The organism is Halovenus salina (assembly GCF_026410925.1).
GTDB lineage: Archaea > Halobacteriota > Halobacteria > Halobacteriales > Haloarculaceae > Halovenus > Halovenus salina.
Map to the genome: position 1 here is coordinate 487996 of NZ_CP112972.1, position 25623 is coordinate 513618.

Annotated in this window: 24 protein-coding genes; 11 read left to right on the plus strand and 13 right to left on the minus strand. The window is 62.3% G+C overall.

All coding sequences use genetic code 11. The features are described 5' to 3' along the window. Positions 1-10 precede the first annotated feature (10 nt). Both alaS and OSC37_RS02395 read right to left on the minus strand, forming a co-directional pair. The gene (alaS, locus tag OSC37_RS02390; protein WP_267163006.1) at positions 11-2788 is read right to left on the minus strand and encodes an alanine--tRNA ligase; all 2778 of its coding nucleotides are present in this window, start codon (positions 2786-2788) and stop codon (positions 11-13) included. Between the two features lie 56 nt (positions 2789-2844). Next, entirely contained in the window at positions 2845-3816 is a 972-nt protein-coding gene (locus OSC37_RS02395) for a replication factor C small subunit (protein WP_267163007.1), read from the minus strand. 104 nt (positions 3817-3920) lie between these two features. Here OSC37_RS02395 and OSC37_RS02400 point away from each other — a divergent pair, with 104 nt between their 5' ends. Continuing rightward, positions 3921-4250, plus strand: a complete 330-nt coding sequence (locus tag OSC37_RS02400) for a DUF5789 family protein (RefSeq protein WP_267163008.1) — start codon at positions 3921-3923, stop codon at positions 4248-4250. Position 4251: 1 nt separating this feature from the next. Here the strand turns inward: OSC37_RS02400 and aglJ are convergent, their stop codons facing one another. Next, positions 4252-5277 (minus strand): S-layer glycoprotein N-glycosyltransferase AglJ, encoded by a 1026-nt coding sequence (gene aglJ, locus OSC37_RS02405; RefSeq protein ID WP_267163009.1) that lies wholly within the window; start codon positions 5275-5277, stop codon positions 4252-4254. Positions 5278-5361: 84 nt separating this feature from the next. Between aglJ and OSC37_RS02410 the strand changes: the two genes are divergently transcribed. Beyond that, the gene (locus OSC37_RS02410) at positions 5362-7221 is read left to right on the plus strand and encodes a DEAD/DEAH box helicase (protein ID WP_382184048.1); all 1860 of its coding nucleotides are present in this window, start codon (positions 5362-5364) and stop codon (positions 7219-7221) included. Here OSC37_RS02410 and OSC37_RS02415 read toward each other — a convergent pair. After that, a complete protein-coding gene (locus tag OSC37_RS02415) occupies positions 7218-8342 on the minus strand; it encodes a DUF373 family protein (protein ID WP_267163011.1) in 1125 nt (374 codons plus the stop codon). The two genes, OSC37_RS02410 and OSC37_RS02415, sit on opposite strands and share 4 nt — an antisense overlap. A 55-nt stretch (positions 8343-8397) precedes the next feature. After that, a complete protein-coding gene (locus tag OSC37_RS02420) occupies positions 8398-9261 on the minus strand; it encodes an eIF2B alpha/beta/delta subunit family protein (protein WP_267163012.1) in 864 nt (287 codons plus the stop codon). Positions 9262-9350: 89 nt separating this feature from the next. Here OSC37_RS02420 and OSC37_RS02425 point away from each other — a divergent pair, with 89 nt between their 5' ends. Genes OSC37_RS02425 through OSC37_RS02440 form a run of 4 tightly spaced genes read left to right on the plus strand, consistent with a single transcriptional unit; the run spans position 9351 to position 12124 of the window. Continuing rightward, positions 9351-9890, plus strand: coding sequence for a hypothetical protein (locus OSC37_RS02425; protein ID WP_267163013.1), 540 nt, complete (start codon positions 9351-9353; stop codon positions 9888-9890). Positions 9891-9931: 41 nt separating this feature from the next. Beyond that, complete coding sequence (locus tag OSC37_RS02430; RefSeq protein ID WP_267163014.1) at positions 9932-10627, plus strand: metallophosphoesterase; 696 nt, start codon at positions 9932-9934, stop codon at positions 10625-10627. A gap of 43 nt (positions 10628-10670) precedes the next feature. Beyond that, positions 10671-11630, plus strand: coding sequence for an aminopeptidase (locus OSC37_RS02435; protein ID WP_267163015.1), 960 nt, complete (start codon positions 10671-10673; stop codon positions 11628-11630). Between the two features lie 50 nt (positions 11631-11680). After that, complete coding sequence (locus OSC37_RS02440; protein ID WP_267163016.1) at positions 11681-12124, plus strand: Ig-like domain-containing protein; 444 nt, start codon at positions 11681-11683, stop codon at positions 12122-12124. On the opposite strand, the gene OSC37_RS02445 is transcribed toward OSC37_RS02440, so the two are convergent. Genes OSC37_RS02445 through OSC37_RS02455 form a run of 3 tightly spaced genes read right to left on the minus strand, consistent with a single transcriptional unit; the run spans position 12125 to position 14185 of the window. Beyond that, on the minus strand, positions 12125-12856 hold the full coding sequence (locus OSC37_RS02445; RefSeq protein WP_267163017.1) for a protein-L-isoaspartate O-methyltransferase family protein: 732 nt from the start codon (positions 12854-12856) through the stop codon (positions 12125-12127). It abuts the gene before it with no gap. A 59-nt stretch (positions 12857-12915) separates the two neighbouring features. Beyond that, the gene (locus OSC37_RS02450) at positions 12916-13536 is read right to left on the minus strand and encodes a protein-L-isoaspartate(D-aspartate) O-methyltransferase (RefSeq protein ID WP_267163018.1); all 621 of its coding nucleotides are present in this window, start codon (positions 13534-13536) and stop codon (positions 12916-12918) included. Position 13537: 1 nt separating this feature from the next. Next, positions 13538-14185 carry an HVO_0476 family zinc finger protein gene (locus OSC37_RS02455; RefSeq protein WP_267163019.1) on the minus strand — a complete coding sequence of 216 codons (648 nt, stop codon included), beginning with the start codon at positions 14183-14185 and terminating at the stop codon, positions 13538-13540. Positions 14186-14282: 97 nt separating this feature from the next. Between OSC37_RS02455 and OSC37_RS02460 the strand changes: the two genes are divergently transcribed. Genes OSC37_RS02460 through OSC37_RS02470 form a run of 3 tightly spaced genes read left to right on the plus strand, consistent with a single transcriptional unit; the run spans position 14283 to position 16882 of the window. Next, a complete protein-coding gene (locus OSC37_RS02460) occupies positions 14283-14645 on the plus strand; it encodes a hypothetical protein (protein ID WP_267163020.1) in 363 nt (120 codons plus the stop codon). 48 nt (positions 14646-14693) lie between these two features. Next, positions 14694-15938: a Glu-tRNA(Gln) amidotransferase subunit GatD gene (gene gatD / locus OSC37_RS02465; RefSeq protein WP_267163021.1), complete on the plus strand. Its 1245-nt coding sequence runs from the start codon at positions 14694-14696 to the stop codon at positions 15936-15938. 2 nt (positions 15939-15940) lie between these two features. Further along, positions 15941-16882, plus strand: a complete 942-nt coding sequence (locus OSC37_RS02470; protein ID WP_267163022.1) for a GNAT family N-acetyltransferase — start codon at positions 15941-15943, stop codon at positions 16880-16882. On the opposite strand, the gene OSC37_RS02475 is transcribed toward OSC37_RS02470, so the two are convergent. Both OSC37_RS02475 and OSC37_RS02480 read right to left on the minus strand, forming a co-directional pair. Continuing rightward, positions 16863-18014, minus strand: a complete 1152-nt coding sequence (locus OSC37_RS02475) for a nicotinate phosphoribosyltransferase (protein ID WP_267164145.1) — start codon at positions 18012-18014, stop codon at positions 16863-16865. The genes OSC37_RS02470 and OSC37_RS02475 overlap by 20 nt on opposite strands. A 29-nt stretch (positions 18015-18043) precedes the next feature. Further along, on the minus strand, positions 18044-19342 hold the full coding sequence (locus tag OSC37_RS02480) for an Hvo_1808 family surface protein (RefSeq protein ID WP_267163023.1): 1299 nt from the start codon (positions 19340-19342) through the stop codon (positions 18044-18046). Positions 19343-19416: 74 nt separating this feature from the next. Here OSC37_RS02480 and OSC37_RS02485 point away from each other — a divergent pair, with 74 nt between their 5' ends. Then, the gene (locus tag OSC37_RS02485; protein WP_267163024.1) at positions 19417-19989 is read left to right on the plus strand and encodes a cysteine hydrolase family protein; all 573 of its coding nucleotides are present in this window, start codon (positions 19417-19419) and stop codon (positions 19987-19989) included. An 87-nt stretch (positions 19990-20076) separates the two neighbouring features. After that, complete coding sequence (locus OSC37_RS02490) at positions 20077-21972, plus strand: S9 family peptidase (protein WP_267163025.1); 1896 nt, start codon at positions 20077-20079, stop codon at positions 21970-21972. Between the two features lie 131 nt (positions 21973-22103). Here OSC37_RS02490 and OSC37_RS18955 read toward each other — a convergent pair whose 3' ends face one another. The 3 genes from OSC37_RS18955 to OSC37_RS02505 are packed head-to-tail and all read right to left on the minus strand — an operon-like array spanning position 22104 to position 25612. After that, complete coding sequence (locus OSC37_RS18955) at positions 22104-23426, minus strand: ABC transporter ATP-binding protein (protein WP_267163026.1); 1323 nt, start codon at positions 23424-23426, stop codon at positions 22104-22106. Beyond that, a complete protein-coding gene (locus OSC37_RS18960; protein WP_267163027.1) occupies positions 23423-24607 on the minus strand; it encodes an ABC transporter ATP-binding protein in 1185 nt (394 codons plus the stop codon). Before OSC37_RS18960 ends, OSC37_RS18955 begins: the two co-directional genes overlap by 4 nt. Then, positions 24608-25612 (minus strand): ABC transporter permease, encoded by a 1005-nt coding sequence (locus OSC37_RS02505; RefSeq protein WP_368409529.1) that lies wholly within the window; start codon positions 25610-25612, stop codon positions 24608-24610. It lies immediately after the preceding gene. Positions 25613-25623: the final 11 nt, after the last annotated feature.

Consider the following 25623-nt stretch of genomic DNA (forward strand, 5'->3'; position numbering starts at 1 on the left):
ACCGGTTACGTCAGGCGTCCAGGGCCTGTCGCAGTATGTCCGGCGCGTCTTCGAGCGCGCCGTCGACCTTCTCGGCGTCGGGGCCGCCGCCCTGTGCGAAGTCCGATGGCCCACCACCACCGCCGCCGACACGACGGGCGAGTTCGCCGACGACCTGTCCTGCGTCGACAGCACAGCCGTCCGGCACGGCCACGACGAACTGCGCGCCTTCGGCACCCGACCCGAGGACGGCAATCGAGCCGTCGTCAACGAGCGCGTTCGCTGTCGCCCGGAGCTCCTCCATATCGCCGTCGAGACGCTGGATTACTGCCGGCATCCCATCGATTTCGACTTCCTCGCCGTCACCGCCCCCGCTGGCGCGGACGGTGGCGAGTTCCTCTTTTAGCTCCTCGATGCGTTTGCCCCGTTCTTTCCACTCCTCGAAAAAGCGCTCTGCGGTCTCGGGAACCTCTTCGTGGCTCACGTCGAAGAGAGACGCAGTCTCCGAGAGCAGCGCCTCGGTGTGTTGTGTCGCCTCGATGGCGGCATCGCCTGCGGCGAAGGTCAGCCTGACAACACCGTCCTGGATGCGCTCGGTCCCGAGCAGCTTTATCGCGCCGACTTCGCCGGTTCGGGAGACGTGGGTTCCGCCACAGGCTTGGGTGTCGTCGCTCGTGTGAATCAAGCGTATCTGCTCGCCTTCGGGGATACCACCCTGGTAGATGTCGAACCCGTATCGGGACTCGGCTTCGTTTCTGTCGACCCACTCTTGGTCGACTGCGGCGTTTTCCATCACGACCTCGTTTGCGATTTGCTCGATTTCGTCGACCTCTGCCTGTGACACGGACTCGTAGTGCGACACGTCCAGGCGTGCGCTATCTGTACTCTTCTGTGCGCCGGCCTGCCTGATATGGTCGCCAAGCACCCGTCTGGCAGCGTGCCCGACGATGTGTGTCGCCGTGTGGTGGCGCATGTGACGCCGCCGCCGTCCCGCATCGACCTGGCCGCGTGCGAACTCACCTTTTCCAGGATTGCTGTCGGTATGGTGGACGATGATGTCGCCGACCTGCTGAACGTCCAGCACCTCGCCGGTCTCATCGTCGGTCGAGATGCTCCCGTGGTCAGCGGGCTGGCCGCCACCTTCTGGGTAGAACATGGTCTGGTCGAGGATGACATCGTAGCCGTCGTCGTGTTCGAACACCTCGAGCACCATCGCCTCGAACTCCATCCGGCCCTGGTCCTCGTAGTAGAGCCGCTCGGTCGCGGGCAGGTCCTCGTAGCGCCCGCTGGCGCGGCCCTCCTCTTGCTCATCTTCGGTCTCTGTCTCGTCGTTGTGTCGCTGTGCGACCAGCGAGTAGAAGTCGTCAGGAACCGCGACATCTGCCCCGTGTTCTGACGCGATTTCCTCGACCATGTCGGGCTGGATGCCGTGAGAGTCGTATAGCTCGACGAGTTCGTCGCTTGGAATCGGCTCCCCCTCCTGTGCGTACTCCTCTGCGAGCGACTCGACACGGCGCGAGCCCCTGTCGAGGGTCTCTCTGTAGCGGTCGACCTCGGTCCGTACGACATCACGAATCGTATCCCGGTTCTCGTAGCCGAGCCGCTTGGCCTGCATGTCGACCAGTTCGTCGAGCGGTGCGTCGACGCCGACGGTGTCGACGAGCCGTTTCGTCCGGCGCAACACCATCCGGGCGAGATAGCCAGTCCCGACGTTCGAGGGGACAATCTCGTCGCCGAGCATGTAGGCGAGCGTCCGGCAGTGGTCTGCGATGGCGTATATGTCTTCGAGCGGTTCGAGCAAGCTCCGCAACTGCTCGACGTCGACACCGAGCTCTGCCGCGATATCACCGCGGGCGGCCTCGACGTCGTCTACGTCGTCGATATCCAGGTTGCCAGACAGGCGTGCGGCGTCGTGGATAATCGCCTCCTCTTCGTCGGTGTATTCGACGCCTGCGTTGTCCCTGAGGAACGATATCATCTCCGGGTAGATGGCCTCGTAGACCGTCGGTGTCCCCTGGCTCATCCAGGTCCAGCGTTCGAGACCGTAGCCGGTGTCGACGACGTAGGTGTCCATCTTCGAGTACCGGTTGCCGTCTTTGAGTTCGTACTCGCCGTCGGGGTCCTGTTCCATCGACATGAAAACGAGCGTCGCCAGTTCGAGACCTCGGTAGATAACCTCGATTGCGGGACCGGCGTTGCCGCCGCCGACCCAGGGGTCCTCGATGTAGGTGACGTCGTTGAGGTCTGCGCCCATCTCACCGAGTAGCGTGTCACAGTGTTCGACGGTCTTGCTCTTCCAGTACACCTCCCCATCGTAGGCGTAGTCGTCGGCATCCTCTCGGGTATTGAACGCGTGGTGGGCCATCATCTCGAAGGCCATCGTGTGCCGACCGGTCTTGCCCACATTGTCGATGTCCTGCATCCGGATACAGGGCTGGCTGATTGTCAGCGGATTCGCCGGCGGTGGCGTCTCGCCCGAGGTAACCAGCGGCTGGAAGTCATAAATCGAGGCCTGTGTCAACAACACGTCGTCGCGCCACCGGTTTGCAGCTACCGGGTACGGGTCGATGCGTTCGTGGCCGTGTTCCTCAAAAAAGGAGAGAAACGCCTCGCGCATCTCCTCGACAGTGTAGCTCTCGTCGAACCCCGGATTATCAATGAAGCTGTACGTGTCACAGGGCGGCTCCCCGCAGGTCGCCCGTGTCTCGTCTCGCGTCCAGAAGGCACCCCCACACTCCGTGCACTCCGTTCGAGTGAACCCATTCTCGGCGAAATAGTCGAGTTGGTATTCCTCCTCCAGGTCGCTCATCTGTTGATATATGGTGGCCCATCTGTCCCTAAAACAGTTCCGAGTCAGTGCTGTGGTCAGTCCAGCGCGACAGAGGCGAGCAGGGCTTCGAGCTGAATCCGCTCGTTTGCGCCAGCGGTGATACGGTAGTCGGTCTCGCCGATTCGGTCCAGAAGCGTGACTGCTGCCTCGTCGTCGAGGTCGAACTCCCAGACGGAGCGGTGAAGCTGGTCGATGATGTCGCCGCCCGCAATTCCCTCATCGGTCAAAAGCCGGTCCAACTGTGTCCGTGAAGCGGTGAAATCGCCGTCGAGTGCGAGTGTTACCATCTCCTCGATATCCTCCGGTCTTGCAGTGCTCGTAATCTCGAAGACGGCTTCTTCGTCGACGGTTGAGCCGGTGACTGCGGCAGCCTGGAGCCCGTTGATTGCCGCGCGCATGTCCCCGCCAGCGACGTAGACCAGCGCCTCGATGCCGTCGTCGGTTATCTCGATACCCTCGCTCTCGGCGATTTTTCGCGTCTGTGTTTCAACAGCTTCGTCGGGCAGCGGTGAGAACCGAAAGACGGCACAGCGGGACTGGATTGGGTCGATAATCTGTGATGAGTAGTTACACGAGAGGATAAAACGGACGTTATTCGAGAACTGTTCCATCGTCCGGCGGAGCGCTGACTGGGCGTCAGATGTCAATGCGTCGGCCTCGTCGAGGAAGATGATACGGTAGTTGTGCCCGCCAAACGAGGTTCGGGCGAAGCTTTTTACCCGGTCTCTGACCACGTCGATACCGCGCTCGTCCGAGGCATTCAGTTCGAGGAAGTTCTCCTCCCACTCGTCCCCGTAGAGCTCCTTGGCGATGGCGATAGCGCTCGTGGTCTTGCCGACACCGGCAGGGCCGGCAAACAGCATGTGACTCAGGTCGTCACGGTCGACGTAACTCTGGAGGCGCTCGACGATTGTCTCCTGGCCCACCACGTCGTGGAGTCGCTGTGGACGGTACTTCTCCAGCCAAATCTCCTCGCGTCCGGTCTCGGACTGGTCGGCCTCACTCATGCCAGATTGAACGCGCGGCCGAGTGATAAACCCCGCGAGAACTGGTCGCCACGGCGGACGGGAGTCAGTATGTTTTTTGAGGGAGAACAGACATGTCTCTGGTAATGGCTGCCCGTCCACCATCGAACGACATCGACGACGAACCGGACACTATCGAGTTTGGTATCGTCGCCGTCGACGCCGCCGTCAAGGAGTGGGGCGTCTCGTTCCCGATCACAAACCGGGAACTCGCCGACAACTACGGCGACAAGCAGATCGCGGTCGACCCGAGCGGCCATGAGGCCACACTCGCCGCAATTTTGTCAGACTGTCCGTGCGACCACTTCGGCGACAAACAGGAACTGCTCAACGAGCTACACCCGGTCTTCGAGCAGCGGCGCGAGCGCATCTCGGGGTCGATTCTGGGCCGACTCCGGGCGATGGTCCCGTTCTAGTTTATTTCTCGCCGACCGCTTCGTGTCCCACGTCTGGCTCCTCGTGATCGTCTCCCGCCATCTCTGGCGATGGGCTGTCGTCGGCTCCCGTCGGGGCGTCGATTGTATCAATCTCGTCGATGAGATACTCGATGCGCTGGCTCTGCTCTCGGTTCGAGGTCAGGATGAGGTCAGAGAGCACGCCGAACATGACCAACTGGACGCCGAACAACAGCGCAACGCCCGCCGCGAGTGCGAGCACCTCGTGTGAGATACTGGCTACGACCCATCGGTAGACGACAAACAGCGAAAGCCCGACCGCAGCCAGGATACTCAGCCCGCCGACGCTGCCGAAATAAAAGAGCGGATTGTTCTTTTTCGCGAGTCGGTACAGCGTCACGATGATGTTCCCGCCGTCTCGGAACGGCCGGAGGTTCGTTTCGGACTCGTCCGGTCGTGGCTCGTAGGTAATCGGCACGACCGTCGTCCGGATGTTGTTTCGGACACACTCGACAGACATCTCGGTCTCGATACCAAAGCCGTCGGCCGAAAGCGAGAGCCGTTCGAACGACTCCCGGGTGAACGCGCGGTAGCCGCTGAGGATGTCGACCAGATTTCGGCCGTGAACTGTCCGGAATACGCGGTTGATGATTCCGTTGCCAATCTGGTTGAGGCGGGTCATCGCCCCGGATTCCATATCGGCAAAGCGGTTGCCGATGACGTGTTCGGCCTCGCCCGTGAACAGCGGTGCGAGGACTCTGCCGGCCTCTTCGGGGCGATAGGTCGAGTCGCCGTCGACGAGCAGGATATACGGCTGGGAGATGTAGTCGATCGCCTCGCGGACCGCCTGGCCTTTGCCGTCCCCGCCCTGGATGTGGACCGTCGCCCCCAGATTCTCAGCAATCTGTCTGGTCCTGTCGTCGGAGCCGCCGTCGATGACGAGGATGTGCTCGAACCCGACTCCCTCAAATCGTTCTATCACGTCGCCGATATTCTCGGCCTCGTTGTACGTCGGGATGAGCACGCAGACATCCTCGTGACGAATCATCTGACTGTGCTCAACTACGCCGGTCACAGGTTAAAAAACGTGGGTGTTTCGTGGGGTCGGCCCGCCGGGTCACAAGCCGTTTGTATGTCTACAACCAAACGTTCCCCAGTGACTGACGAGGAGACAGACACGGACAGCGATACCGAGCTGTACGAGACACTTGAAGAGACTGGCCGCCCAGTTGTCAACGCGACCCGATACGCACAGGCGAACGATATCTCTCAGGACGAAGCGACCCAGCGGCTGGACCTCCTCGTCGAGGAGGGTGTTGCGCAGCGACTCGACGTATCCACCGACCCGGTGGTCTGGTATCCGAGTGACTGGGCCCGAATGGCCGACCGCGAGCGCGTCGTCGTCTTTCCGGAACGACGCGAGCTGGTGGTCGACCACCCGACACAACTCACCCGCGCCCAGCTCTCGCAGTTTGCCCACCTCGTGGATACGACCGGCTCAGGGGCCTACATGTACGAGATTCGGCAGGAGGATATCTGGCAGGCCCCATACGATAGCTTCGATGCGTTGTTAGAGACAGTGAGAGACGTGCTCCCCGAGCGATACCCCCATCTCGAAGAGTTCCTCGAAAGCCAGTACGAGCGGGCAAACCGGTTCCGGATGTACACCCACGAGGACGGCTACGTGGTGTTAGAAGCCGAAACAGACGACCTCATGGGGAACGTCGCCCGCCAGAAACTCGACGATGAACAACTGCGGGCACCAATCTCGGAAACCGAAAGCTGGGTCGCAGCCGAGAGCGTCGCCGAGGTCAAACGAATTCTCTACGAGGCAGGGTACCCGGTTCGCGACGAGCGCGACCTCGATAGCGGTGAGGACCTCGACGTGGACCTCGAACTCGACCTGCGGGCCTATCAGGAGGAGTGGCTCTCGAACTTTCTGGAAACTCGGTCGGGCGTGCTCGTCGGACCGCCCGGAAGCGGGAAGACCGTGACTGCCCTTGCCGTCCTCGCCGCCGTCGGGGGCGAGACACTCGTCTTGGTACCGGGGCGAGAGCTCGCGAGCCAGTGGCGCGAGGAGATTCTCGCACACACCTCGCTCACCGAGGCGCAGGTCGGCGAGTACCACGGCGGCGCGAAGGACGTTCGCCCAGTCACGATTTCGACATACCGGACCGCCGGAATGGACCGACACAGACAGCTCTTCGGGAGCCGGGAGTGGGGTCTTATCGTCTACGACGAGGTCCATCACATCAGCGCACCAATTTACCGGCGGAGCACGGATCTCCAGAGCCGCCACCGCCTCGGTCTCTCGTCGAGTCCAGTCCGGGAAGACGACATGGAACAGGACATCTACACGCTCATCGGGCCACCAATCGGAACCGACTGGGACGCGCTGTTCGAGGCCGGCTACGTCGCCGAGCCAGAGGTCGAGATTCGGTACGTCCCCTGGGACTCGGAGGACACACAAAACGAGTACGTGAGCACCAAGGGACACGCTCGACGCCAAGCGGCTGCGACGAACCCGGCCAAGCTCGCGGAGACGAGACATCTCCTCTCACGTCATCCAGACGAGCAGGCGCTGGTGTTCGTGGAGTACCTCGACCAGGGACAGGCGTACGCCGACGCACTCGACGCGCCGTTCATCAGCGGTGAGATGCCCCACGCCAGACGGGAGAAACTCTTCGAGCAGTTCCGCAACGGAACCCTCTCGGCGCTCGTCGTCTCACGGGTCGGCGACGAGGGTATCGACCTGCCGAGTGCGGAACTTGCTATCGTCGCCTCGGGCCTGGGCGGGTCCCGACGCCAGGGAACCCAGCGTGCGGGCCGGACAATGCGACCGACCGGCCGCGCACGCATGTACGTACTCGCAACGCGAGGCACGCGCGAGGAGGAGTTCGCCCGCCAGCGGATGCGGTATCTCGCCGGGAAGGGTGTTCGGGTGACCGAACACGACGCCGAGACGCCACAGGCGGAGTCCGACGACGCTTAGCTCCGCTGTTCGAGGTTGTCGTAGCCGACGCTGTTGACGTAGGCCGCGACACGTACGCCAAACAGGCTCACGACGATGCCACTAAGGATGAACACGGCGAGCAGCGTCTCTGGCGCGACCGAGAACTGATCGACCTCGATTGGGCCATAGCTCATTTCGGCTACGACAAACGGTTCTGACACGTCGGACCGCTGGATGACGTACGCCGCAAATCCACGGACGATGAGACCGACAGCGACCGCGAAAAACGGGAGATTGACGTACGCCGACCCGATGTCGTCGTCGCGGATGACTTCGTCTAGCAGTCGGCCGGCACTGGCAATAAGCGCCGCACCCGTGAGCCACGGGATGCTGTCGTAGAGAAACTGCATCGTCAACACCAGCTCACCTGCGGTCGCCCTCTCGAGGGATGAAGCGCCCAACGCGCCGACGAACAGCCCCACGAGGGCGAGACCGCCGGCCACCACGTACGTGACAAGCGAGACTTTCCCCGCGTAGAGGGCATCCCTGACGTTGGTCGAAAACGCCGCCAGCAGTGAGTCGATATTGAGTCCTTTGTACAACAGAAAGAGGGCAACAACAGTCGTAATCGCACCCAGTGAGACCGTAATGCTGTCTGAAACCGCCAACAGTGCCGGAAACGCGAGTAACGTCAGTCCGACTGGCACGAGAACTGTCTTGCGCAGCTCCTCGTCTGCGAGGAACTGTTTGAGCAGGTAGTAGGTCGACTCGATATCGCGGGCCTGTCTGACGACGACCCGGTCGATGGCGTCGACGGCGATGCGGCTCTCGATTATCGGCACGAGACGCTCATCCTCGGCGCTGTCGACGACGACAACGGCAGTCTCCGGCGAGTACGTCGCAACAAGTTCGTCAACCTGTGCGGCAATCGAACGGTTGAACGTGACCGTATCGCCCTCGCCACTGAGCACCGCCAGAATGGTCTCGTCGTCGAGGTCACGTGTGACCCGGAGCCCTTCGAGGAGACAGTTGACTCGGCTGTCCTCCGGGTCCTCGACACCGACGGTCGTCACAAGGTCCTCGACCGCCTCGGAACCGACCACTGGCGACTCGGCGTCGAGGTCATCTTCCCGATAGATACAGAGGACGAGGGTGCTCACATCTCCACCAACACGTGCCCGAAATAAAAATCCCTACGAACGTTTACTCCGCGAGTTACCCGAGCGACGCCGGGTCGATTACCGCCTTGTCGGTCACGATACGGTCGAGCAATTCGACGGGCGTGGCGTCGTAAGCCGGGTTCTCGATTTCGAACCCGTCGGCCGGCTCTCGCATCACCTCGCTCGCTGCTCTGTGCTCGTTTTCGAACCGGAAGCCGCCTTCGATGAGTTTCGCACCCGACCCGACCGAGAGTACCGGGACACCGCTGTCTGCTGCTGTCGCGGCCAGTGGGTACGTCCCGACGCGGTTGTGGAGTGTCCGGTCGACGATACAGGTCATGCCAACGAGGACGCGGTCGCACTCGGGCAGGTAGCTTCCGGCGGCACTGTCGACGACCAGCTTTGTCTCGACGCCATCGGTCTCGGCCAGTCGGCGCGCAGTCTTCCGGCCGAGATATCGCGGGCGGGATTCGGTCACGTAGACGGTGTACTCGCCGCCGTCCTCGACGGCGGTCTCTATCGCCGAGAGTACCGTCGTCGAGTAATCGTGTGTCAAAAGCGTCTCTCGGTCACCCAGGAGGTCTGCGAGTCGGCTGGCGGCCGCCGATTTCCCCTGTTCGACACGCTCGATGACTTCGTCGATAATCTCGGCTGTCCGTTGCTTGGCCTCACCGACGGTGTCGGTATCCGTCTCGTCGACTCTGCGCACGATTTCGCGCTGTGTGTTGTGCAACGATGCATGAGAGGGGTTCGCTCGACGGAGGGCGTTGCTGTTGCGTTCGAGGCTCCGTTTGTAGTCACCCACCGACGGGAACTCGCGGTCGGCGACCGACTTGAGCGCTCGTGCGGCCTTGATCGCCACCTCCGAGGAGCTGTGTGTCTGCATTCCGGCGATCTCCTCGGCTGTCTCGTCTATCATACCCGCACAAAGACACCCCTGGACAAAGGACTTTCTGGGTTCGGCAGGAAACCACACCATATTAGACAGTCGCCGTCCCGTCTCTACCTATGCTTGGTCGACTGGTCGAGTTCGGGCCGATTCCACTTCTCCTGTGGGCCGTCGCGATGGTACACCAGCTCGGACACTACTACAGCGGCGGGCGAATCGTCGGCGTCCCTCGTTCCGAGATGAAACTCGTCAGCCCACTGGTTCCCCGGTATCTCGCCCTGCGCGGGGAGGGAGAGTGGGTCTCTCCACACGAGTTCGACCAGTACCGGACGTGTTACGAGCGCCACGAACCCAGCTACGAGAATCTCGAACGGTTCGTCACCGGCGGTGAAATCGTTCAGACGCTTGTCGTCGTCCCGGTGGCGTTCGGCGTGAGTCTCGCGGGCTTTCGCAGTCTGGGCGGGTCCTTGTTGTTGTGTTCGATTGCGGTGACGCTTCTGTACGTCACTGTCGACGCGGTCCGAACCTGGCGGAGCGGCAGTATTTCGGGGGATTACTCTGCGCTCTGGCACGTCTCTGCACGCGTGCCTGTCCTGTTGTTGATTGCCTTCCTTTCGGTTCACCTGAGCGTATTCTTCCTCCTCGCACAGAGCGTGTGACTCGCCACGCCTATGGTTCTCGGTCTCTCAGAGGTGTCTGTATGGACGCACTGTCGGCAGTCACCGTCCGAGACAGAGCAGTCTATCTTGACGGTGTCCTCGTCGTCGCCGACCTTCACGTCGGACGAGGCTCTGCCTCGAACGTCGAGTTGCCTGTTGGTGACGGTACCGAGATGGTCGAGCGACTGGCCGACCTCTGTCGAGCGATCGACCCCGAAACGGTCGTCTTCGCCGGCGACCTGTTACACTCCTTTCGAACGGTCCCCCGGCAGGTCGAAGCGACCGTCGAGGGGCTGTGTGAGGCGGCCGAGGAGGTTGGAGCCGACGCCCTTGTCACGCCAGGCAATCACGACACGATGCTCGATGCGGTGTGGTCCGGCAAGACGGCCTCGGAGTATCGGATTGCCGAGGAGACGGTCGTCTGTCACGGCCACGTTGAGCCGTCGGCCGAGGCAGAGCGGTATATCATCGGCCACGACCATCCAACAATCACCATCGAGGGCACACGCAAGCCCTGTATTCTCGCGGGCGACGACGTATACCGTGGTGCGGACCTCCTGATGCTGCCGTCGTTCAACCGGCTCGTCAGCGGCGTCGAAATCAACGAGATGAGCGCGACCGACTTCATGTCGCCGCTCGTCCGGGACGTCGACGCCCTCGCTCCCGTGGTCCATGACACGACCGCCGAAGAGACGCTGACCTTTCCGACACTCGGTGAGTTCCGTCACCGACTCTGACGTGTGAAGAAACACCTTTAGCGCCCCCGTCCGACTCTCAGATATGAGCAATCAGTCGCTTCGCACACCCGCGAAGACGGCCGTCGAGCAGTGTCTGAACCTCCAAGAAGGAGAGTCGTTCGTCGTCGTTACCGACGAGAAACGGCAGGCAATCGGTGAGGCACTCTACGGCGTCGCAAACGAGATTACCGACGAGACCACAATCGTCCGGTATCCAGTCGGGGACCAGCACGGGGAAGAACCCCCCGAACCTGTTGCAGCGGCGATGACCGGTGCCGACGTAGTCCTCGCGCCGACGACGAAGAGTCTGAGTCACACGACCGCACGGCAGGAGGCGACCGACGCCGGGGCTCGAGCCGCGACGCTTCCGGGCATCACCGACGGCGTCTTCCTGATGGGGTTGGACGCCGATTACGAGGCGATTCGAGACGAGTGTGCGGCGATATACGACCAGGTAGCCGATGCCGACGAGATTCGAGTGACATCGCCCCAGGGAACGGATATCACGCTTGAAGTCAGCGACCGCGACTGGCGTGAGGATACCGGCATCGTGCACGAACCGGGCGCATTCTCGAATCTCCCGGCCGGTGAGGTGTTCGTCAGCCCGACCTCGGGAGACGGGACAGTCGTCGTCGACGGGACGATGATGCCCCACGGAGAACTGACCGACGGACAGACGGTCAGATTCGAGGTCGAGGATGGCTACGTCACCGAAATCGGCGACGAGGAAATCAGCGACCAGATCGAGACAGCCGCCGGAGAGGTCGGTGATGCAGCGTACAACCTTGCCGAACTCGGTATCGGGACCAACACTGCAGTCACCGAACTGGTCGGCTCGGTCCTTCTCGACGAGAAAGCCGGCGGCACAGTCCATCTCGCTATCGGCGACAACCACGCCATCGGCGGCGACATCGAGGCACCGCTCCATCTCGACGGAATCCTGCGGGAGCCGACTGTCTTCGCCGACGGGAGCCAGATTTCGCTGCCCGATGCGGGCGTGTAGTCGGGAACCAGCTCCGACCATTTATATCGGAAGGCGGGACCAGACGGCCTATGTCCAGAACAACGCTACGGGCGGACAACCGCGCAATCGAAGGGTTGCCGATTCGGCTCGTCATCGCGCTGGTCGTCGGCGTCGCCAGTCTCGCCGTCATGATGAACGTCATCTCGGGACTGAACACGTTCGGCACAACCGAACTCGACACCAATCCCGAGCCCGAAATAATCGAGGAAGGAACGACGACGGTGAACGTTACCGTCCTCGACCCAGACGGTCAACCAATCTCGAACGCAACGGTCGTCGCGAAAAGCGATACCGCGAACCTCGACTCGATGTCCTACGCGGAGACAGACAGTGACGGAGTCGCAACGCTGTCAGTGGAGCCAGAGCTCCGACCCAATCAGAAGGAAGGAACGATAACACTGGATATCAGACCCCCGGAGGGTGAGTACGTCGACGACCAGGAGAACACCGGCATCCTGGTCATCGACCCGTAGTCAGTCCCAGTCGATCCAGTCGAGCTCCCAGCCGCGCTTGCGCCGGGCGTCCCGCTTTGCGAACTCGCGGTCCTCACGGTGGGTTCGGTTGCGTTCGACGGAACCGGCTTCCTCGCCGTCGACCAGAAGCGGTGCAAACGCACAGGTACCGTGGCGTTCGATGGCTCCGGCGGCGTCGACGACGGCGAGTTCCTGTTCGTGGTTCCCGTGGGGCATCACGAGCGTTCCGTCGTCGGCGAGTTGGTCAAGCAGTGCCCGCGGCGGGCTGACGGCCGCGGCCTCAACGAGGATCCTGTCATAGGGAGCATATTCGGGGAGGCCGTCGGCCCCATCTCGACAGTCGACGAGCACCTCGTCGTAGCCGGCGGCCGAAAGGTTCTCCCGGGCCTCGTAGACGAGCTTGCGGGTGATATCGATGGCGTGAACGTTTCGCGAACCGGCCATCTCGGCGGCAACAGCGGCTGTGTAGCCGACACCGACGCCCACGACGAGGACGGAATCATCGGCCTCCGGAGCCAGCAGTTCATAGAGACGACCGACAGTACTGGGCGCTAACACGCGTGTCCCGAACCGCTGGAACGGTCTGTCCGCGTAAGCTCCTCTCTGGTCGTCGACGAACTCGTGGCGGGGAACCTCACGCATCGCGACCGAAACAGCCTCACTTCGGACACACGCCTTGCTCTCGTGTTCGAGGCTGTCGACCATATCGTCTCGGAGGACCGCGGCGTCCATACCGAATCGTCGGGTTCGAACGTAATGAATCGTGCGCTCCTGGGGCGATTATCCGATTTTTATTTGAGTGGGACGAACCGAACCCGCCCGTGGGACTCGCGCTGTAAGCTGCCGTCGACCGTCCGACCCTCGGTAAGAATCTGCACGTCGTCTCCGAGTGGTCCAAGAATCACACCCCCATCACGGAGTTGCTCGACAAGGGGTGCGGGGAATTCGCTCGCGGCACAGGTCAGGTAGATCACATCGAACGGAGCGTTCGCCTCCCATCCCTGTTTCCCGTCACCACACCGGACCGACACCTCGCCGTATCCGGTCTCTGCCAGGGTCGATTGCGCCCGCTCTGCGAGCGCTTCGTGATATTCGACGCTGTATACGTGCTCGGAACCGACCACCTCGGCAGTTACGGCGGCGTGATAGCCACAGCCGGTCCCGATTTCGAGAACTCGGTCTCCCGGTGAGAGTCCAAGGATGTCGGTCATAACCGCGACCATGTGCGGAGCGCTTATTGTCTGGCTCTGGCCGATAGGGAGGGGTCTGTCTCGGTAGGCATCGCTGGTACGAGACGGTGGAACAAACTCGTGGCGGGGGACTGTCCGGAGCGCCGCTTCGGTCCGCTCGCCGATGTTCTCGCGCTCGACGAGACGGTTGACCAGCGCGTTTCGCCGCTCCTCGACGGTCATCTCACCAGGCCGACCACGCGGACGTGGTTTCGTCCCGGACGTAGAGTCGTTTGATGTCCTTGGCGACAGCTCCGTCGCCGTCGTGGTCCAGCTTGTCGAAGTCGTAGCCGCTGGCGTCGTCCCGAATGAGGACACCTTCGACGGTGAACTCCTCGCCGCCGAGTTCATCGGTCTCACCGACGGTAAACTCGTAGTCACCGGGCACCTGCAGGTCGAAGCTCCGTGTCTCGTCGTGCTCACCGGATTTGGGGTGTGCGGTGACGCTAACAGAGACGTTCCCGACCGCCCGACCCCAGATGGTGTCGACCGCCTCGGCTGCTGCCTCGTCGGTGCGGCCCTCGTCGTGTTCGAGGCTAGTGATTCGAACTGTCAGTATCGCCTCCTCAGTTTCGAGGAGGAACTCCTCGCCGACAGCGAGTGTCTCCTCGGCCGGCACCGCAACCGAATCGGAAAACGAGTCGCCGCCCTGTGAAACCACGACCTTCCGCTCGATTGTGTGCTCTTCCGGGAGTTCTTCTTTGTGTACGTGACTGCAGTCGATACATCGAACCGTGGCGCGGCCACCCTCCGAGAGAACCTCGTGAACGGTCTCCCTGTCGGGCGAACACGCCGGGCACGGGAGTGCGACCCGCGCTGTCGTCTCATCCATACCCGAGTGTAGACGGTTCGGGTACAAAAGGCGTGGGTACCAGGGTCGCTGGCTCAGAATCGCGCGACTTAACACGCCGTAGCCGGATATAGACGTAATGAGCGAGAGCGTGTCATCCGACGCTGACCTCCCAGACAACGAGGGGCGACCCCTCGAAGTGTACGAGTGGGGCGGTGGCATCGCCGCCGGGCTGGGATTTTTCCTGACGCCGCTGGTCACAGCGCTTCCGGTCGCGTACTGTCTGCTGAAGGTGAGAGCGGAGAAGCCGCTGTCCGCGATGGGAATCGGCGTCGCGTTCCTCGCCACGTCCGTCTTCTGGAGTGCGTTCCTGTTTGGCGACCAGGCGACGAGGCTCCTCGAGGACAGTTCCGCCCAGGTGTTGACCATCGGCCTCGGATTCCTGCTCATCATCATCCTGCCGGTCGCTGGCTTCCTTGGATACCTGTTTCTGCAGCGGTGACCGCGCGAGAAAGATGGTTTCAAGTCAGCGCCTCCGGTATCCTGTGGTATGAACACCGGAGACAGGATACGTGCCGAGCGAGACGGCGAGACCTTCGAGGGTGTGGTTCTCCCCTCGTCGACCACTGATAATCTCGTCCTCAAACTCGACAGCGGATACAACGTCGGTATCGACCGGGCCGAGACCACGACGACCGTCCTCGAAGCCGACGCCTACGACGTCGGGGGCGACGACGACGACACTGAGACCTCTGAAATCGAGTTCGAGGACGACCTGCCGACTATCTCACTCATCTCGACGGGTGGCACAATTGCCTCGACTGTCGATTACCGGACCGGCGCGGTGACCGCACAGTTCGACGCCGAGGATATCCTGCGTGCCGTCCCAGAACTCGCTGGCATGGCGAACTACCGGGGGCGGGTCGTGGCGAACATCCTCTCGGAGAACATGCGGCCGTCGGTCTGGCAAGACCTCGCAGACGCTGTCCACGAGGAAATCGAGGCCGGTGCCGACGGTATTGTGGTCATGCACGGGACGGATACGATGCAGTTCACCGCAAGCGCGCTTTCGTTCATGCTGGAGACGCCCGTTCCGATTGTCTTCACCGGAAGCCAGCGCTCGGCGGACCGCCCATCCTCGGACAACGTGATGAACGCCGTCTGTTCGGTCGAGGCCGCAATGAGCGACTGTGCCGAGGTCCTCGTCTGTATGCACGCCGGCGAATCCGACGAGACGTGCGCCCTCCACCGCGGCACGCGCGTCCGCAAGAACCACACCTCTCGCCGGGACGCCTTCGAGACTGTCGGCGCACAGCCCCTCGGTGAGGTCGACTACGAGAGCCGTACCGTCACGTTCCGACGCGAGTACACCGAACGCGGGCAGGTCGACCTCGCCATCCAGCCGGCGCTCGAAGGTGACGTGTCGCTGCTGAAATACACGCCGGGGATGGACAGGGAGATGCTCGACCTTGCTGGTAACAGTGAGGGACTAGTGTTGGAGGGGACTGGCCTCGGCCACGTCCATTCGGACTGGATTGAAGACATCGCCGAGTTCGTCGACGACGGCACACACGTCGTCATGACGAGCCAGTGTCTCGACGGACGCGTCTGTGACCGTGTCTACGACACCGGTCGGGACCTGCTCGACGCGGGCGTCATCGAGGGGGAGGATATGCTCCCCGGCACGGCGAAGGTGAAACTGATGTGGGCACTCGCCAACGCGGACGATGTCGACGCGACGATGCAGGAACCGCTGGCCGGTGAACTGACTGAGCGCTCGACGCCAAGGCAGTGACCATGCCCGAAAACACGTACTCGGGGTTCGAGATTCGCGAGGCAACCCACGACGACTACGAGGATGTCGCCGCAATCGCCGAACAGACCTGGGGCGGTGACGACTACTTGACCGACGTATACCACGACTGGCTGGAAGGCGAGAACAGGTATACGCTCGTGGGAACAGTCGACGGAAGTGTCGCCGGTATCGCACAGGTGGTCATGCTCTCGCCGTACGAGGCCTGGGGACAGGGTCTTCGTACCGCGCCCGACCACCGAGGAAAGGGAATCAGCGAGGCCATCACCTACGAACTGTTCGACTGGGCGCGCGACCAGGGTGCTGTCGTCTCCCGGGCGATGGTGTTCTCTTGGAACCAGGCCGGCCTCGGGCAGTCTCGTGCGACCGGCTACGAACCTGTTACCGAGTTCCGCTGGGTTCGTCCGGAGCCGGAACCAGGAACCTTCCCCGACTCGGTCACCTGTGACCCCGACGCCGCCTGGGGGTACTGGACGACGAGCGACGCGGCAGCGGCGCTCTCCGGCCTCACTCTCTCGATGGACGAATCCTGGGCGGCCCAAGAACTCACTCGAGACCTGCTTGCCCGTGCCGCCGACGACACGACTGTCCTCACTGTGGCCGACGGCGACGGAACCCACGGATTCGCCTACCGGAGCAGGACTTTCGAGGGCGAAACCGAGGACGACGAGCCCGCGATGTGGGCGGAGTACGGCGTGGCCGCTTGGGACAGCATCGAAACCGCCCGGACGCTTATCGAGGCAATCAAAGTCGATGCCGACGACTGTGGTGCCGACCGGATACGGGTGTTGATTCCAGAGACCGCGGGATATGTCTCCGACGCTGCCTACATCAGGTCGAACATCGGCGAGGAACCCGACTTCATCGTCGCCGCAGACCTCACGGCTGACTATCGCCGCGAGGGCCCTACTGCTCGGTCGCGCTGAATCCGACCGTCGCTGCATCTGCCAGCGCCAGGTCGGCGGCCGCATCGGTATCGAACGACGCCACGATTTCGCCGTCTTCGACCACCCGCTCGAACAGGGGTTCGCCGTTGCCATCCTCTCCGGCTGGCCGTATCTCGTGGTCGCCTTCTGGCGTTCTGTAGACCTCCTTTTTGCCGTCGAGTTTCCCGCGCTTGGCCGCCAGCTCCCCGTCGACTTCGACGATATCGAGCGCGAAATCGAGCGGGTTGGCGTTACTGATGTAACTGCCGACGCCGAATCCCTCGACTACGTCACGCAGTTCGGTCATCGTGTCGGGGTCGATGCCGCCGCTAGCGAAGATACCGACATCCTCGTGGCCGCGCCCGTCGAGCTTCCAGCGCAGTTCTCGGAGGATATGCTCGAAGTCGCCGCGACGTGACCCTGTGGTGTCGATACGGACGCTCTCCAGGTCGTCGACGGCCTCGGCCGCGCGAATCGCCTCCTCGATTTCGTCGTCGTAGGTATCGCAGAGTGTGACACGTGGCGTCTTCGGGTCGACGGCCTCGTCGAAGGCTTGCCAGGCGGCTTCCTGGTTCCCGCGACCGAGACAGATGACCAGTGCATGGGGCATCGTGCCGCCGGCCTCCTCGCCGATGACCTCGCCAGCGGCGACGTTCGAGATGCCGTCGAGTCCGCCGATGAGGGCACAGCGTTCGAGCATCGCCGCAAGCGAGGGGTGGACGTGTCGGCTCCCGAAGCTCAATACGAGTGAGTCCGGGGCGGCCGTGCGCGCTTCGAGTGCCGCAGTCGCCATTCCCGTCGCGTGAGAGAGAAATCCAAGCAACGCTGTCTCCAGGCGACAGAACTCAAGATACGGTCCCTCGATTCGCATCACGGGGCCGCCGTCGAACAGCCGCCCTTCGGGGATGGCATCGACCGTGACATCTCGCCCCTCGAAGAGCTGGACGGCATCTTTGAGTCCTGCGAACAGATGCCAGTCACCAGAGGAGAACTGCGATGCGGTCACTTCGGCGACGACCGTCGGGTTTCGTCCGGCGTGTTCGAGTGTCTCGACGGTCCGGTCGAAGTACGCATCAGTTGCCTCACCGGCCGCAATTGCCTCCGGCGAGACGATATCGAAGTTGGACATTATCGTCAGTTCGGCCTTCGCCGTCGAAAAGATTACCCATCGCCAGCGGGACTGTGTATCTCGGTGAGGGCCTCGATATCCGGTGCGTTGACGATAGTCACGCTCGCTCCGTCACGGCGAATATCGTACGCTCCCTCGAACGGCCCCTCACTGATGACGAACTGGCGGGGACCGCGCTCCATGCCACCGCGTTCGGCGAGCAGGTCACGGTACCCCTCTGCGAACTCCCGCGCCTCGTCAGCACTCTGCCATTCCAGCGTCCAGACGTAGCCGGAGGCGTCGCCGTTCTCGTAGGGGACGAGTTCGTCACCAACCCAGCCGTCTGAGAGCGAATCGCTGTAGCTGTACGGTGTCTCCACGTCGACGATGCTGTTCTGCCAGAACATGACGTGAATCGCGGCCTGTCCGACAGTCTCGCCCTCTGGGGTGTGGTCCAGCCGAGACCAGGCCGCACTCGATCTGTCCGGGACCGTGACGTTGACCGGACGGCTGTCGGGGTACTCCTCGGGGTCGATAATCTGGGCAGTACTCTCTGGGTAGCTGTCGTGGAGGGCGTCGACGGCCTCCCAGCCGCCGTCTTCGACAGTCTGTTCGATGAAGGCCGCTCCAGACTGGTAGGGGTGGATTATGAGACGAACGACGCCGGGGTCGATGTTCGAGGAGTCACCGCCAGGTGACCCCCGGTCGAGACAGTCCCACTCGCTCCCACAGCGCTCGTAGTACCGCTCGGTCACGACCTCGGCCTCTCCTTCGATAACACCCCGACGCGCCGTGCTCGGGTCCCGGCGCTGGTGTCCCCCAGCGAGTCCGAACTGCTGGTCCTGAAAAGCGTGGACGAGTTCGTGGACGAGGGTCTCCATCCTGATGTCCGCAGCGTCTCCGTCGGTGATGACGACGATTTCGCCGTCGTTCGGGGTGTAATACCCCTGAACCGTCTCACCGCGCGTCTGGTCCATCACTGCCGTTACGTCTCTGTCCTGTCCGACGAGAAAGAGCGCCTCCCAGATCTGATTCTCCCAGCGAACGTCGACCGCCGGGCGTTCTCTGGAGGAGGACCGGTACTCGGTCCGCGTGCGGTGTCGTATATTCACCGTTCTCTCGAAGGCATGGCCGCGGATAACCTCGATTCGGGCCATCGCTCGGTCGACCAGGACGTCGAGTTCCGACTCGTTGAAGCCATCGTCGGCCGTGACTGTAACAGAATCGTCGTAGCTAACGTTGTCGACCACACCGACGTTGTCCGGCAGGTCCTGGCTCCCGCCGTCGAACGCGATACCCGAGCAGCCAGCGAGGAGGACGACGGCCGCGACAACTACGAGCGAGCGACGCATATCCGCGCTACGGGACCGGTGACCAAAAATCGACAGGTCCCAACTTTTCTATGCGGTTGCCACCTACTAGCTGTATGAACTTCGACCCCGAACACACGGCAGTCGTCATCGTCGACATGCAAAACGGGTTCTGTCACCCTGACGGGAGCCTCTATGCGCCACCAAGCGAAGAGGCAATCGAGCCGTGTACGACGCTGGTCGACAAGGCGAGAGAAGCAGGCGCGTCTGTCGTCTACACCAGAGACGTGCATCCGCCCGACCAGTTCGAAGACGCCCACTACTACGACGAGTTCGACCGATGGGGCGAGCACGTTGTTGAGGGTGACTGGGAAGCAAACCTCGTCGAGGAACTGAACCCACGTGACGACGAACTGGTCGTGGTCAAACACACCTACAACGCGTTCTATCAGACGCAACTCGAAGGCTGGCTGAACGCACACGGTATCGACGACCTCGTTTTCGCCGGCACGCTCGCGAACGTCTGTGTCCTGCATACGGCGAGTGCGGCTGGGTTCCGCGATTATCGGCCCGTGGTCGTTGAGGACGCCGTCGGCTACCTCGAAGCCGACGACCAGGAGTATGCAGTCGAGCACACCGACTGGCTATTCGGCGAGCGTGCGACCCTCTCCGAGGTCGACTTCGAGTAACTGTCCTGCCGCCAGTTCGTATTCGATCGTTTACAGAATTATTGTTCTGGAGAGTTTTATGCAGGTGGCGCTCCAGCTAATAACTGCATGAGCGGAGCCCAAGTTACCGAAGAACTACTCGAAGAGCTTGCGAGCCTGCCGACACTCGCGCACCCGACCGTCTCCCCAGACGGCGACGAAGTCGCCCTCTACTACGACATCACCGGACGCAACGAACTGCACGTCCTCGACGTCGAGAGCGGCGAGATGCGACAGTGGAGCGAGGGCGAGGTTCCCCGGAACGCCCGATGGCCCGTCGACTGGTCCGCCGACGGAGAGAGCGTCTTTTTCCATCTGGACGACGACGGCAACGAACAGAACGACGTTCACAGAATCTCCCGCGACGGCGAGACCGAGGCCGTCATCGAGATGGACGGCCAGGTCGCGCTCAACGACGTCGGCGAGGACGGCGAGACCCTCATTGTCGGCTCCAGCCGCGACGGCCAGATGAACCTCTATCGCCACGACCTGCCGTCGGGCGAGACAACAAAGATTACCGACTACGAGCGGGCTGCCGGCGGCGCTATCCTCTCACCAGACTGCGAACGAATCGCCTATGCGACAAACGAGAGCGACGACTTCGACAACCAGGATGTCTACGTCGCAAACGTCGACGGTTCCGAGCCGCAAAATCTTGATATCGGAGACACTGGCGCGGAATCTGGCCCGGCCGACTGGGGGCCCGACGGCGAGCGCCTCCTCGTGTCGGACAACTCGACGGACCTCGGCCGTCTCGGGGTCTATGACTTCGATGCCGACGAGGTAACCTGGCTTGAAGACGGCGAGTTCGAGGAAGGGCCGAAAGGATTCATGCCCGGCGGCGAACGTGTTCTCGGCCACCGGAGCCGAGACGCCGAAGTCGTCCCGGTTATCTACGACATCGAGACCGGCGAGGCAACCGAGTTCGATCTGCCCGGCGGCGTCGCCAGCCTCGGCAATGAAGTCATTCTCGACGACCAGCGCGTCCTCCTGACCCACACCACCCCGACCCAGCGTCCAGAGCTGTTCGTCTACAACGTCGAGAGTCACGAATACGAGACGCTGGTCGAGGCCGAGTACGGTCCCTTCGACCCCGAGGACTTCGCCGACGCCGAGTACTTCACCGTCGACTCCGACGGCGTCCCCGAGACCGACCAGGCGGCAGTCGAACACGAGCCCTACGAGGAGTTCGAAATCGGCGCGCTCTTTTTCGATTCGGGACAGCGCCCTTCGCCGCTCATCGTCAACCCCCACGGCGGTCCGCGAGCGCGTGACGTCAAGCGGTTCAACCTCTACACCCAGGTGCTGGTGTCGCTCGGGTTCTCCGTCCTGCAGGTGAACTACCGCGGCTCGACCGGTCGGGGACGAGAGTTCGTCGAGGAACTGTACGACGACTGGGGCGGTGCCGAACAGGGCGATGTCGTCACCGCCACAGAGCACATCCTCGACGATTACGACTGGCTCGACGACGACCAGGTCGTCGTCTTTGGAGGCTCCTACGGCGGGTACTCTGCGTACTGGCAGATGGTCCAGTACCCCGACCTCTACGAGGCAGGCATCGCCTGGATTGGGCTGACGGACCTCGAAGATATGTTCGAGAACACGATGCCCCACTTCCGGACCGAACTGATGGAGAAATACCTCGGCACGCCCGAGGAGAACCCCGACCTCTACGAGGAGCGGTCGCCGGTCAACTACGTCGACAACCTCGACGCTCCACTGTTCGTCGTCCACGGCGTCAACGACCGGCGTGTTCCCGTCTCACAGGCCCGTATCTTCGAGGATGCCCTCGGCGAGCACGGCTTCAAAGAGGGCGAGGAGGGTGACTACGAGTACAAGGAACTGGGCGAAGAGGGGCACGCCTCCTCTGACCAGGCCCAGAAGCTCCGGATGTTCCAGGCACTCGCGGACTTCCTCGACCGCCGGGTTGGCACAGAGCCAAAAGCAATCGTCGCCGACGACTGATCGTGACCGTTGCGAGTCGTTACCGCTGTCGGGAAACGAGGTGTGGGTTTCACGGCGTGAAACACCGAAATTCGTGACGTGGTCACGAAAATAACCGCAACAATCACTATGACGGAGAGACCTCTCGCGTTTCAGCTCTCGTAGAGGTGACACGCAACCGGCTGTGAGTCTTCTGACAGCTCGGGGTTGTCGGTCTCACAGACGCTTTCGAACTCCTCTCTGAGCACCGCGGCAGCGCTCTCCCAGTCTGCTTCAGCTAGGTGGCCAATTGCCTCGTCGACAACCTGTTCCGGCGTGCCGGTGACCTCAGTTGCGAGGACATCCTCTTTGACCTCCTCGACGAAGGCCCGGGTCTCCCGACTGTTCAGCTCCTGGTCGTCCTCCTCGAGCCCCGAGAGACCGGCGTCCTCGGCGAGCTTGTGGATGGATATCTCCCCACCCTCGACCAGCTCGCGGAAGTGCATTACCTCGCGGTAGCTCTGTTGGTCGATATCGAGACCTGCGGGTTGAATGATTTGCGGGCACCGCGTCCTGAAACGGCAGCCACTCGGGGGATTGCGCGGCGACGGAACGTCGCCTCTCAGCGTCTCGATATCGCGGTCGCGTTCTGCTGTCTCGGCGCGTGGCACACTCTCCAGTAGCGCCTCCGTGTACGGATGTTTGGGCGACTCGAACAACGTGTCGACGTCGGCGACCTCGGCGATTTCGCCGAGATACATGACGGCGACTCGGTCACAGATATGACGAATGACCGAGAGGTCGTGTGAGATGAGCAGATACGTGAGGTTGAACTCCTCTTGGAGATCGTTGAGGAGGTTGAGAATCTGGGCCTGGACCGACACGTCGAGTGCGCTCGTCGGCTCGTCCAGAACGAGAAAATCGGGGTTGAGCGAGAGCGCCCGAGCGATACCGATGCGCTGGCGCTGTCCCCCCGAGAACTCACTTGGATAGCGGTCGAACTGGTCCTCTGAGAGGCCGACCCGTTCGAGCAGGTCGCGGACCCGTTCGTTGCGCTCTTCTAGCGTGCCGATACCGTGGATGTCCAGTGCCTCCCGGACTGTCTCACCGACTGGAACCCGTGGGTCCAGGCTGGTGTAGGGGTCCTGGAACACAATCTGGGCGTTCCGTCGGAACGAGAGGAGGTCCGAGCCCCCCATATCGAGGATGGGGTCTCCGTCGAACCTAATTGTCCCATCTGTTGGCTCCTGGAGTCTGAGCACCGTCTCTCCGGTAGTGGATTTCCCACAGCCAGACTCGCCGACGAGGCCGAGTGTCTCGCCGCGGTGAATGTCGAAGGAGACGCCGTCGACGGCTCTAATTGCGACCGGTCCGTTTCCAAGGAGGCGGTCGAGGATGTTATCTCCCTCGAAGAAGTGCTTTTTGAGATCTCGGACCTCGACCAGCGGGCCCGTAGCTTCGTCACGGTTAGACTGGAGTTCGGCTTCGAGGGTCACGCGTCCTCACCCCCGAAATGGTCGTCGCCAAGCGCCTGTGACTCGTCGTACTCCGACTCGGCGAGGACGCATTTTGCCTCGTGTCCAGGTGAGCCGTCGACCGCTGCGTCGTCGGGCTTTTCGAGACACTGCTCCATCGCCTTCGGACACCGGTCCGCGAAGTAACAGCGGTCGCCCATCTCCTCGTCCATGAGACTCGGGACATTCCCCTCGATTGGTTCCAGGCGACCACCGGCAGTCTCCAGTTCCGGAATCGAACCGAGCAGCCCCTGTGTGTAGGGATGGACCGGTGTGTCGAAGATATCAGCAAGACTCCCGCGCTCGACAACCTCGCCGGCGTACATGACTCCAACTTTGTCACACATCCGGGCGATGACGCCGAGGTTGTGGGTGATGAGCAAGACAGTCATGCCGGTCTCCTCTTGGATTTCGCGAAGCAGATTCAACACCTGTGCCTGGATGGTCACGTCGAGTGCCGTCGTCGGCTCGTCGGCGATGAGGATGTCCGGTTCGCCTGCTAGTGCCTGTGCAATCATCGCCCGCTGTAGCATGCCCCCAGAGTACTCGTGTGGGTACTCATCGACGCGCTCCTCGGGGTCGGGGATGCCGACCTGCTGGAGCAGCTCTATCGCGCGGTCTTTGCTCTCGGAGCTCACGAAGCCCCGGTTGGGCATTATCGTCCCGTAGGCGTACGACCGTAGCGAGTAGGCCGACGAACTCGTCCGGGCCTTCGTCGAACGCGGGTTCGAACTCGCTCGGCGTTGGACCTCGACGGCCTCGGCAATCTGCTCGCCGACGGTCAGGGTCGGATTGAAGCTGCTCTCGGGGTCCTGGAAGATCATACTGAACGAGGGGCCACGGAGTGACCTGACGGCCTCCTTCGGCAGCGCCCGGAGGTCGACGTAGTCGCCGTCGACTGCGTCTGGGTGTGATTCGGCGAACTCCTCGGCCAATGGCGCGTTCCGGTACTCGATTTTGCCGTCGGTGATACGACCGGGCGACTCGATGAGCCCGATGAGAGAGCGCGCCAGCACGCTCTTGCCGCTCCCGCTCTCGCCGACGATACCGAAGATTTCGCCCTCGTCGATAGAGACCGACAGCGACTCGACTGCATTGACCTGTCCCGATTTCGTGAAAAATCGGGTGCTGAGGTCTGAGATGCGGAGTATCGGCTCGCTCATCTACATCCCACCCCGTTCGCCACCGATATCCGGGTCGAGCGCGTCCCGGAGCCAGTCGCCGACGAGATTGATACTGACAACCGCAAGGACGATTGCGAGCCCCGGCATCGTCGAAATCCACCACGAGGTCGCGAGCAGGTCACGACCCTGGTTGATGTCGAAGCCCCACGAGAGGTTCGTCCCCGAGAAGCCCAGAAACGACAGCGAACTCTCAAGCAGGATGATGACGGCGACCTGTATCGTCGCGAGCACGATAATCGGCGTCAGGCTGTTCGGCAACACGTGTTTCAACATCAGCCGCCTGTTGCTCGCTCCCAGGCTCCGGGAGGCCTTGACGTAGTTCTTCTCGCGCACCGTGAGGGCTTCCCCACGAGCGATGCGGGCGAACCAGACCCAGTTGACGAGTGCGACGACGAGTGTCACGGTCAACGGGATAGTCAGCACCTCGGGCATTCCGTCGGCCAGTCCCGCGGCGACGAACGGGTCCGGTATCTCGAGGGTCCTGGGTCCGAGCAGCCCGATGAGAGCAATCGCCAACACGAGCGCCGGGAACGCGAGCATGATGTCGGCAAAGCGCATCAGCCCGTCGTCGACGCGGCCGCCGTAAAAGCCAGCAACGAGGCCGACGGTCACACCAGAGAGCATCGCGATGAGAGTCCCGAGAACGCCGACCGCTAGCGACGTGCGCGCGCCGTACAGCACCCGCGAGTAGATGTCCTGCCCGAGTTGGTTCGTCCCTAGCGGGTGGTCGAGCGAGCCGCTGACGGTTTCGGTGACTGTCTGGCGTTCGCCGTCGACGAACTGGATCTCCTCGCTGGAATCAGTGAATCCGACCGGCGGAATGTTCGAGTCCTCTAGATTTTGCTCTTTAGGGGGTTGTGTCGCCAGAAACGGGGCGAACGTCGCGACGAGGATGACCCCCACGAGCAAGACGATACCGAACTTGGCTAGCATGCTGCGACGAAGCTCCGCTCGCAGACTTTGTCGAACTCTGCTTGACAACATAGCTACGTGGT

Bases quoted from the DNA above. Each gene is read 5' to 3' on its own strand.
- alaS (WP_267163006.1), bottom strand. From the start codon at position 2,788: ATGAGCGACCTGGAGGAGGAATACCAACTCGACTATTTCGCCGAGAAT.
- OSC37_RS02395 (WP_267163007.1), bottom strand. From the start codon at position 3,816: ATGAGTGAGGCCGACCAGTCCGAGACCGGACGCGAGGAGATTTGGCTG.
- OSC37_RS02400 (WP_267163008.1), top strand. From the start codon at position 3,921: ATGGCTGCCCGTCCACCATCGAACGACATCGACGACGAACCGGACACT.
- aglJ (WP_267163009.1), bottom strand. From the start codon at position 5,277: ATGATTCGTCACGAGGATGTCTGCGTGCTCATCCCGACGTACAACGAG.
- OSC37_RS02410 (WP_382184048.1), top strand. From the start codon at position 5,362: ATGTCTACAACCAAACGTTCCCCAGTGACTGACGAGGAGACAGACACG.
- OSC37_RS02420 (WP_267163012.1), bottom strand. From the start codon at position 9,261: ATGATAGACGAGACAGCCGAGGAGATCGCCGGAATGCAGACACACAGC.
- OSC37_RS02425 (WP_267163013.1), top strand. From the start codon at position 9,351: ATGCTTGGTCGACTGGTCGAGTTCGGGCCGATTCCACTTCTCCTGTGG.
- OSC37_RS02430 (WP_267163014.1), top strand. From the start codon at position 9,932: ATGGACGCACTGTCGGCAGTCACCGTCCGAGACAGAGCAGTCTATCTT.
- OSC37_RS02435 (WP_267163015.1), top strand. From the start codon at position 10,671: ATGAGCAATCAGTCGCTTCGCACACCCGCGAAGACGGCCGTCGAGCAG.
- OSC37_RS02440 (WP_267163016.1), top strand. From the start codon at position 11,681: ATGTCCAGAACAACGCTACGGGCGGACAACCGCGCAATCGAAGGGTTG.
- OSC37_RS02445 (WP_267163017.1), bottom strand. From the start codon at position 12,856: ATGGACGCCGCGGTCCTCCGAGACGATATGGTCGACAGCCTCGAACAC.
- OSC37_RS02450 (WP_267163018.1), bottom strand. From the start codon at position 13,536: ATGACCGTCGAGGAGCGGCGAAACGCGCTGGTCAACCGTCTCGTCGAG.
- OSC37_RS02455 (WP_267163019.1), bottom strand. From the start codon at position 14,185: ATGGATGAGACGACAGCGCGGGTCGCACTCCCGTGCCCGGCGTGTTCG.
- OSC37_RS02460 (WP_267163020.1), top strand. From the start codon at position 14,283: ATGAGCGAGAGCGTGTCATCCGACGCTGACCTCCCAGACAACGAGGGG.
- gatD (WP_267163021.1), top strand. From the start codon at position 14,694: ATGAACACCGGAGACAGGATACGTGCCGAGCGAGACGGCGAGACCTTC.
- OSC37_RS02470 (WP_267163022.1), top strand. From the start codon at position 15,941: ATGCCCGAAAACACGTACTCGGGGTTCGAGATTCGCGAGGCAACCCAC.
- OSC37_RS02480 (WP_267163023.1), bottom strand. From the start codon at position 19,342: ATGCGTCGCTCGCTCGTAGTTGTCGCGGCCGTCGTCCTCCTCGCTGGC.
- OSC37_RS02485 (WP_267163024.1), top strand. From the start codon at position 19,417: ATGAACTTCGACCCCGAACACACGGCAGTCGTCATCGTCGACATGCAA.
- OSC37_RS02490 (WP_267163025.1), top strand. From the start codon at position 20,077: ATGAGCGGAGCCCAAGTTACCGAAGAACTACTCGAAGAGCTTGCGAGC.
- OSC37_RS18960 (WP_267163027.1), bottom strand. From the start codon at position 24,607: ATGAGCGAGCCGATACTCCGCATCTCAGACCTCAGCACCCGATTTTTC.
- OSC37_RS02505 (WP_368409529.1), bottom strand. From the start codon at position 25,612: ATGTTGTCAAGCAGAGTTCGACAAAGTCTGCGAGCGGAGCTTCGTCGC.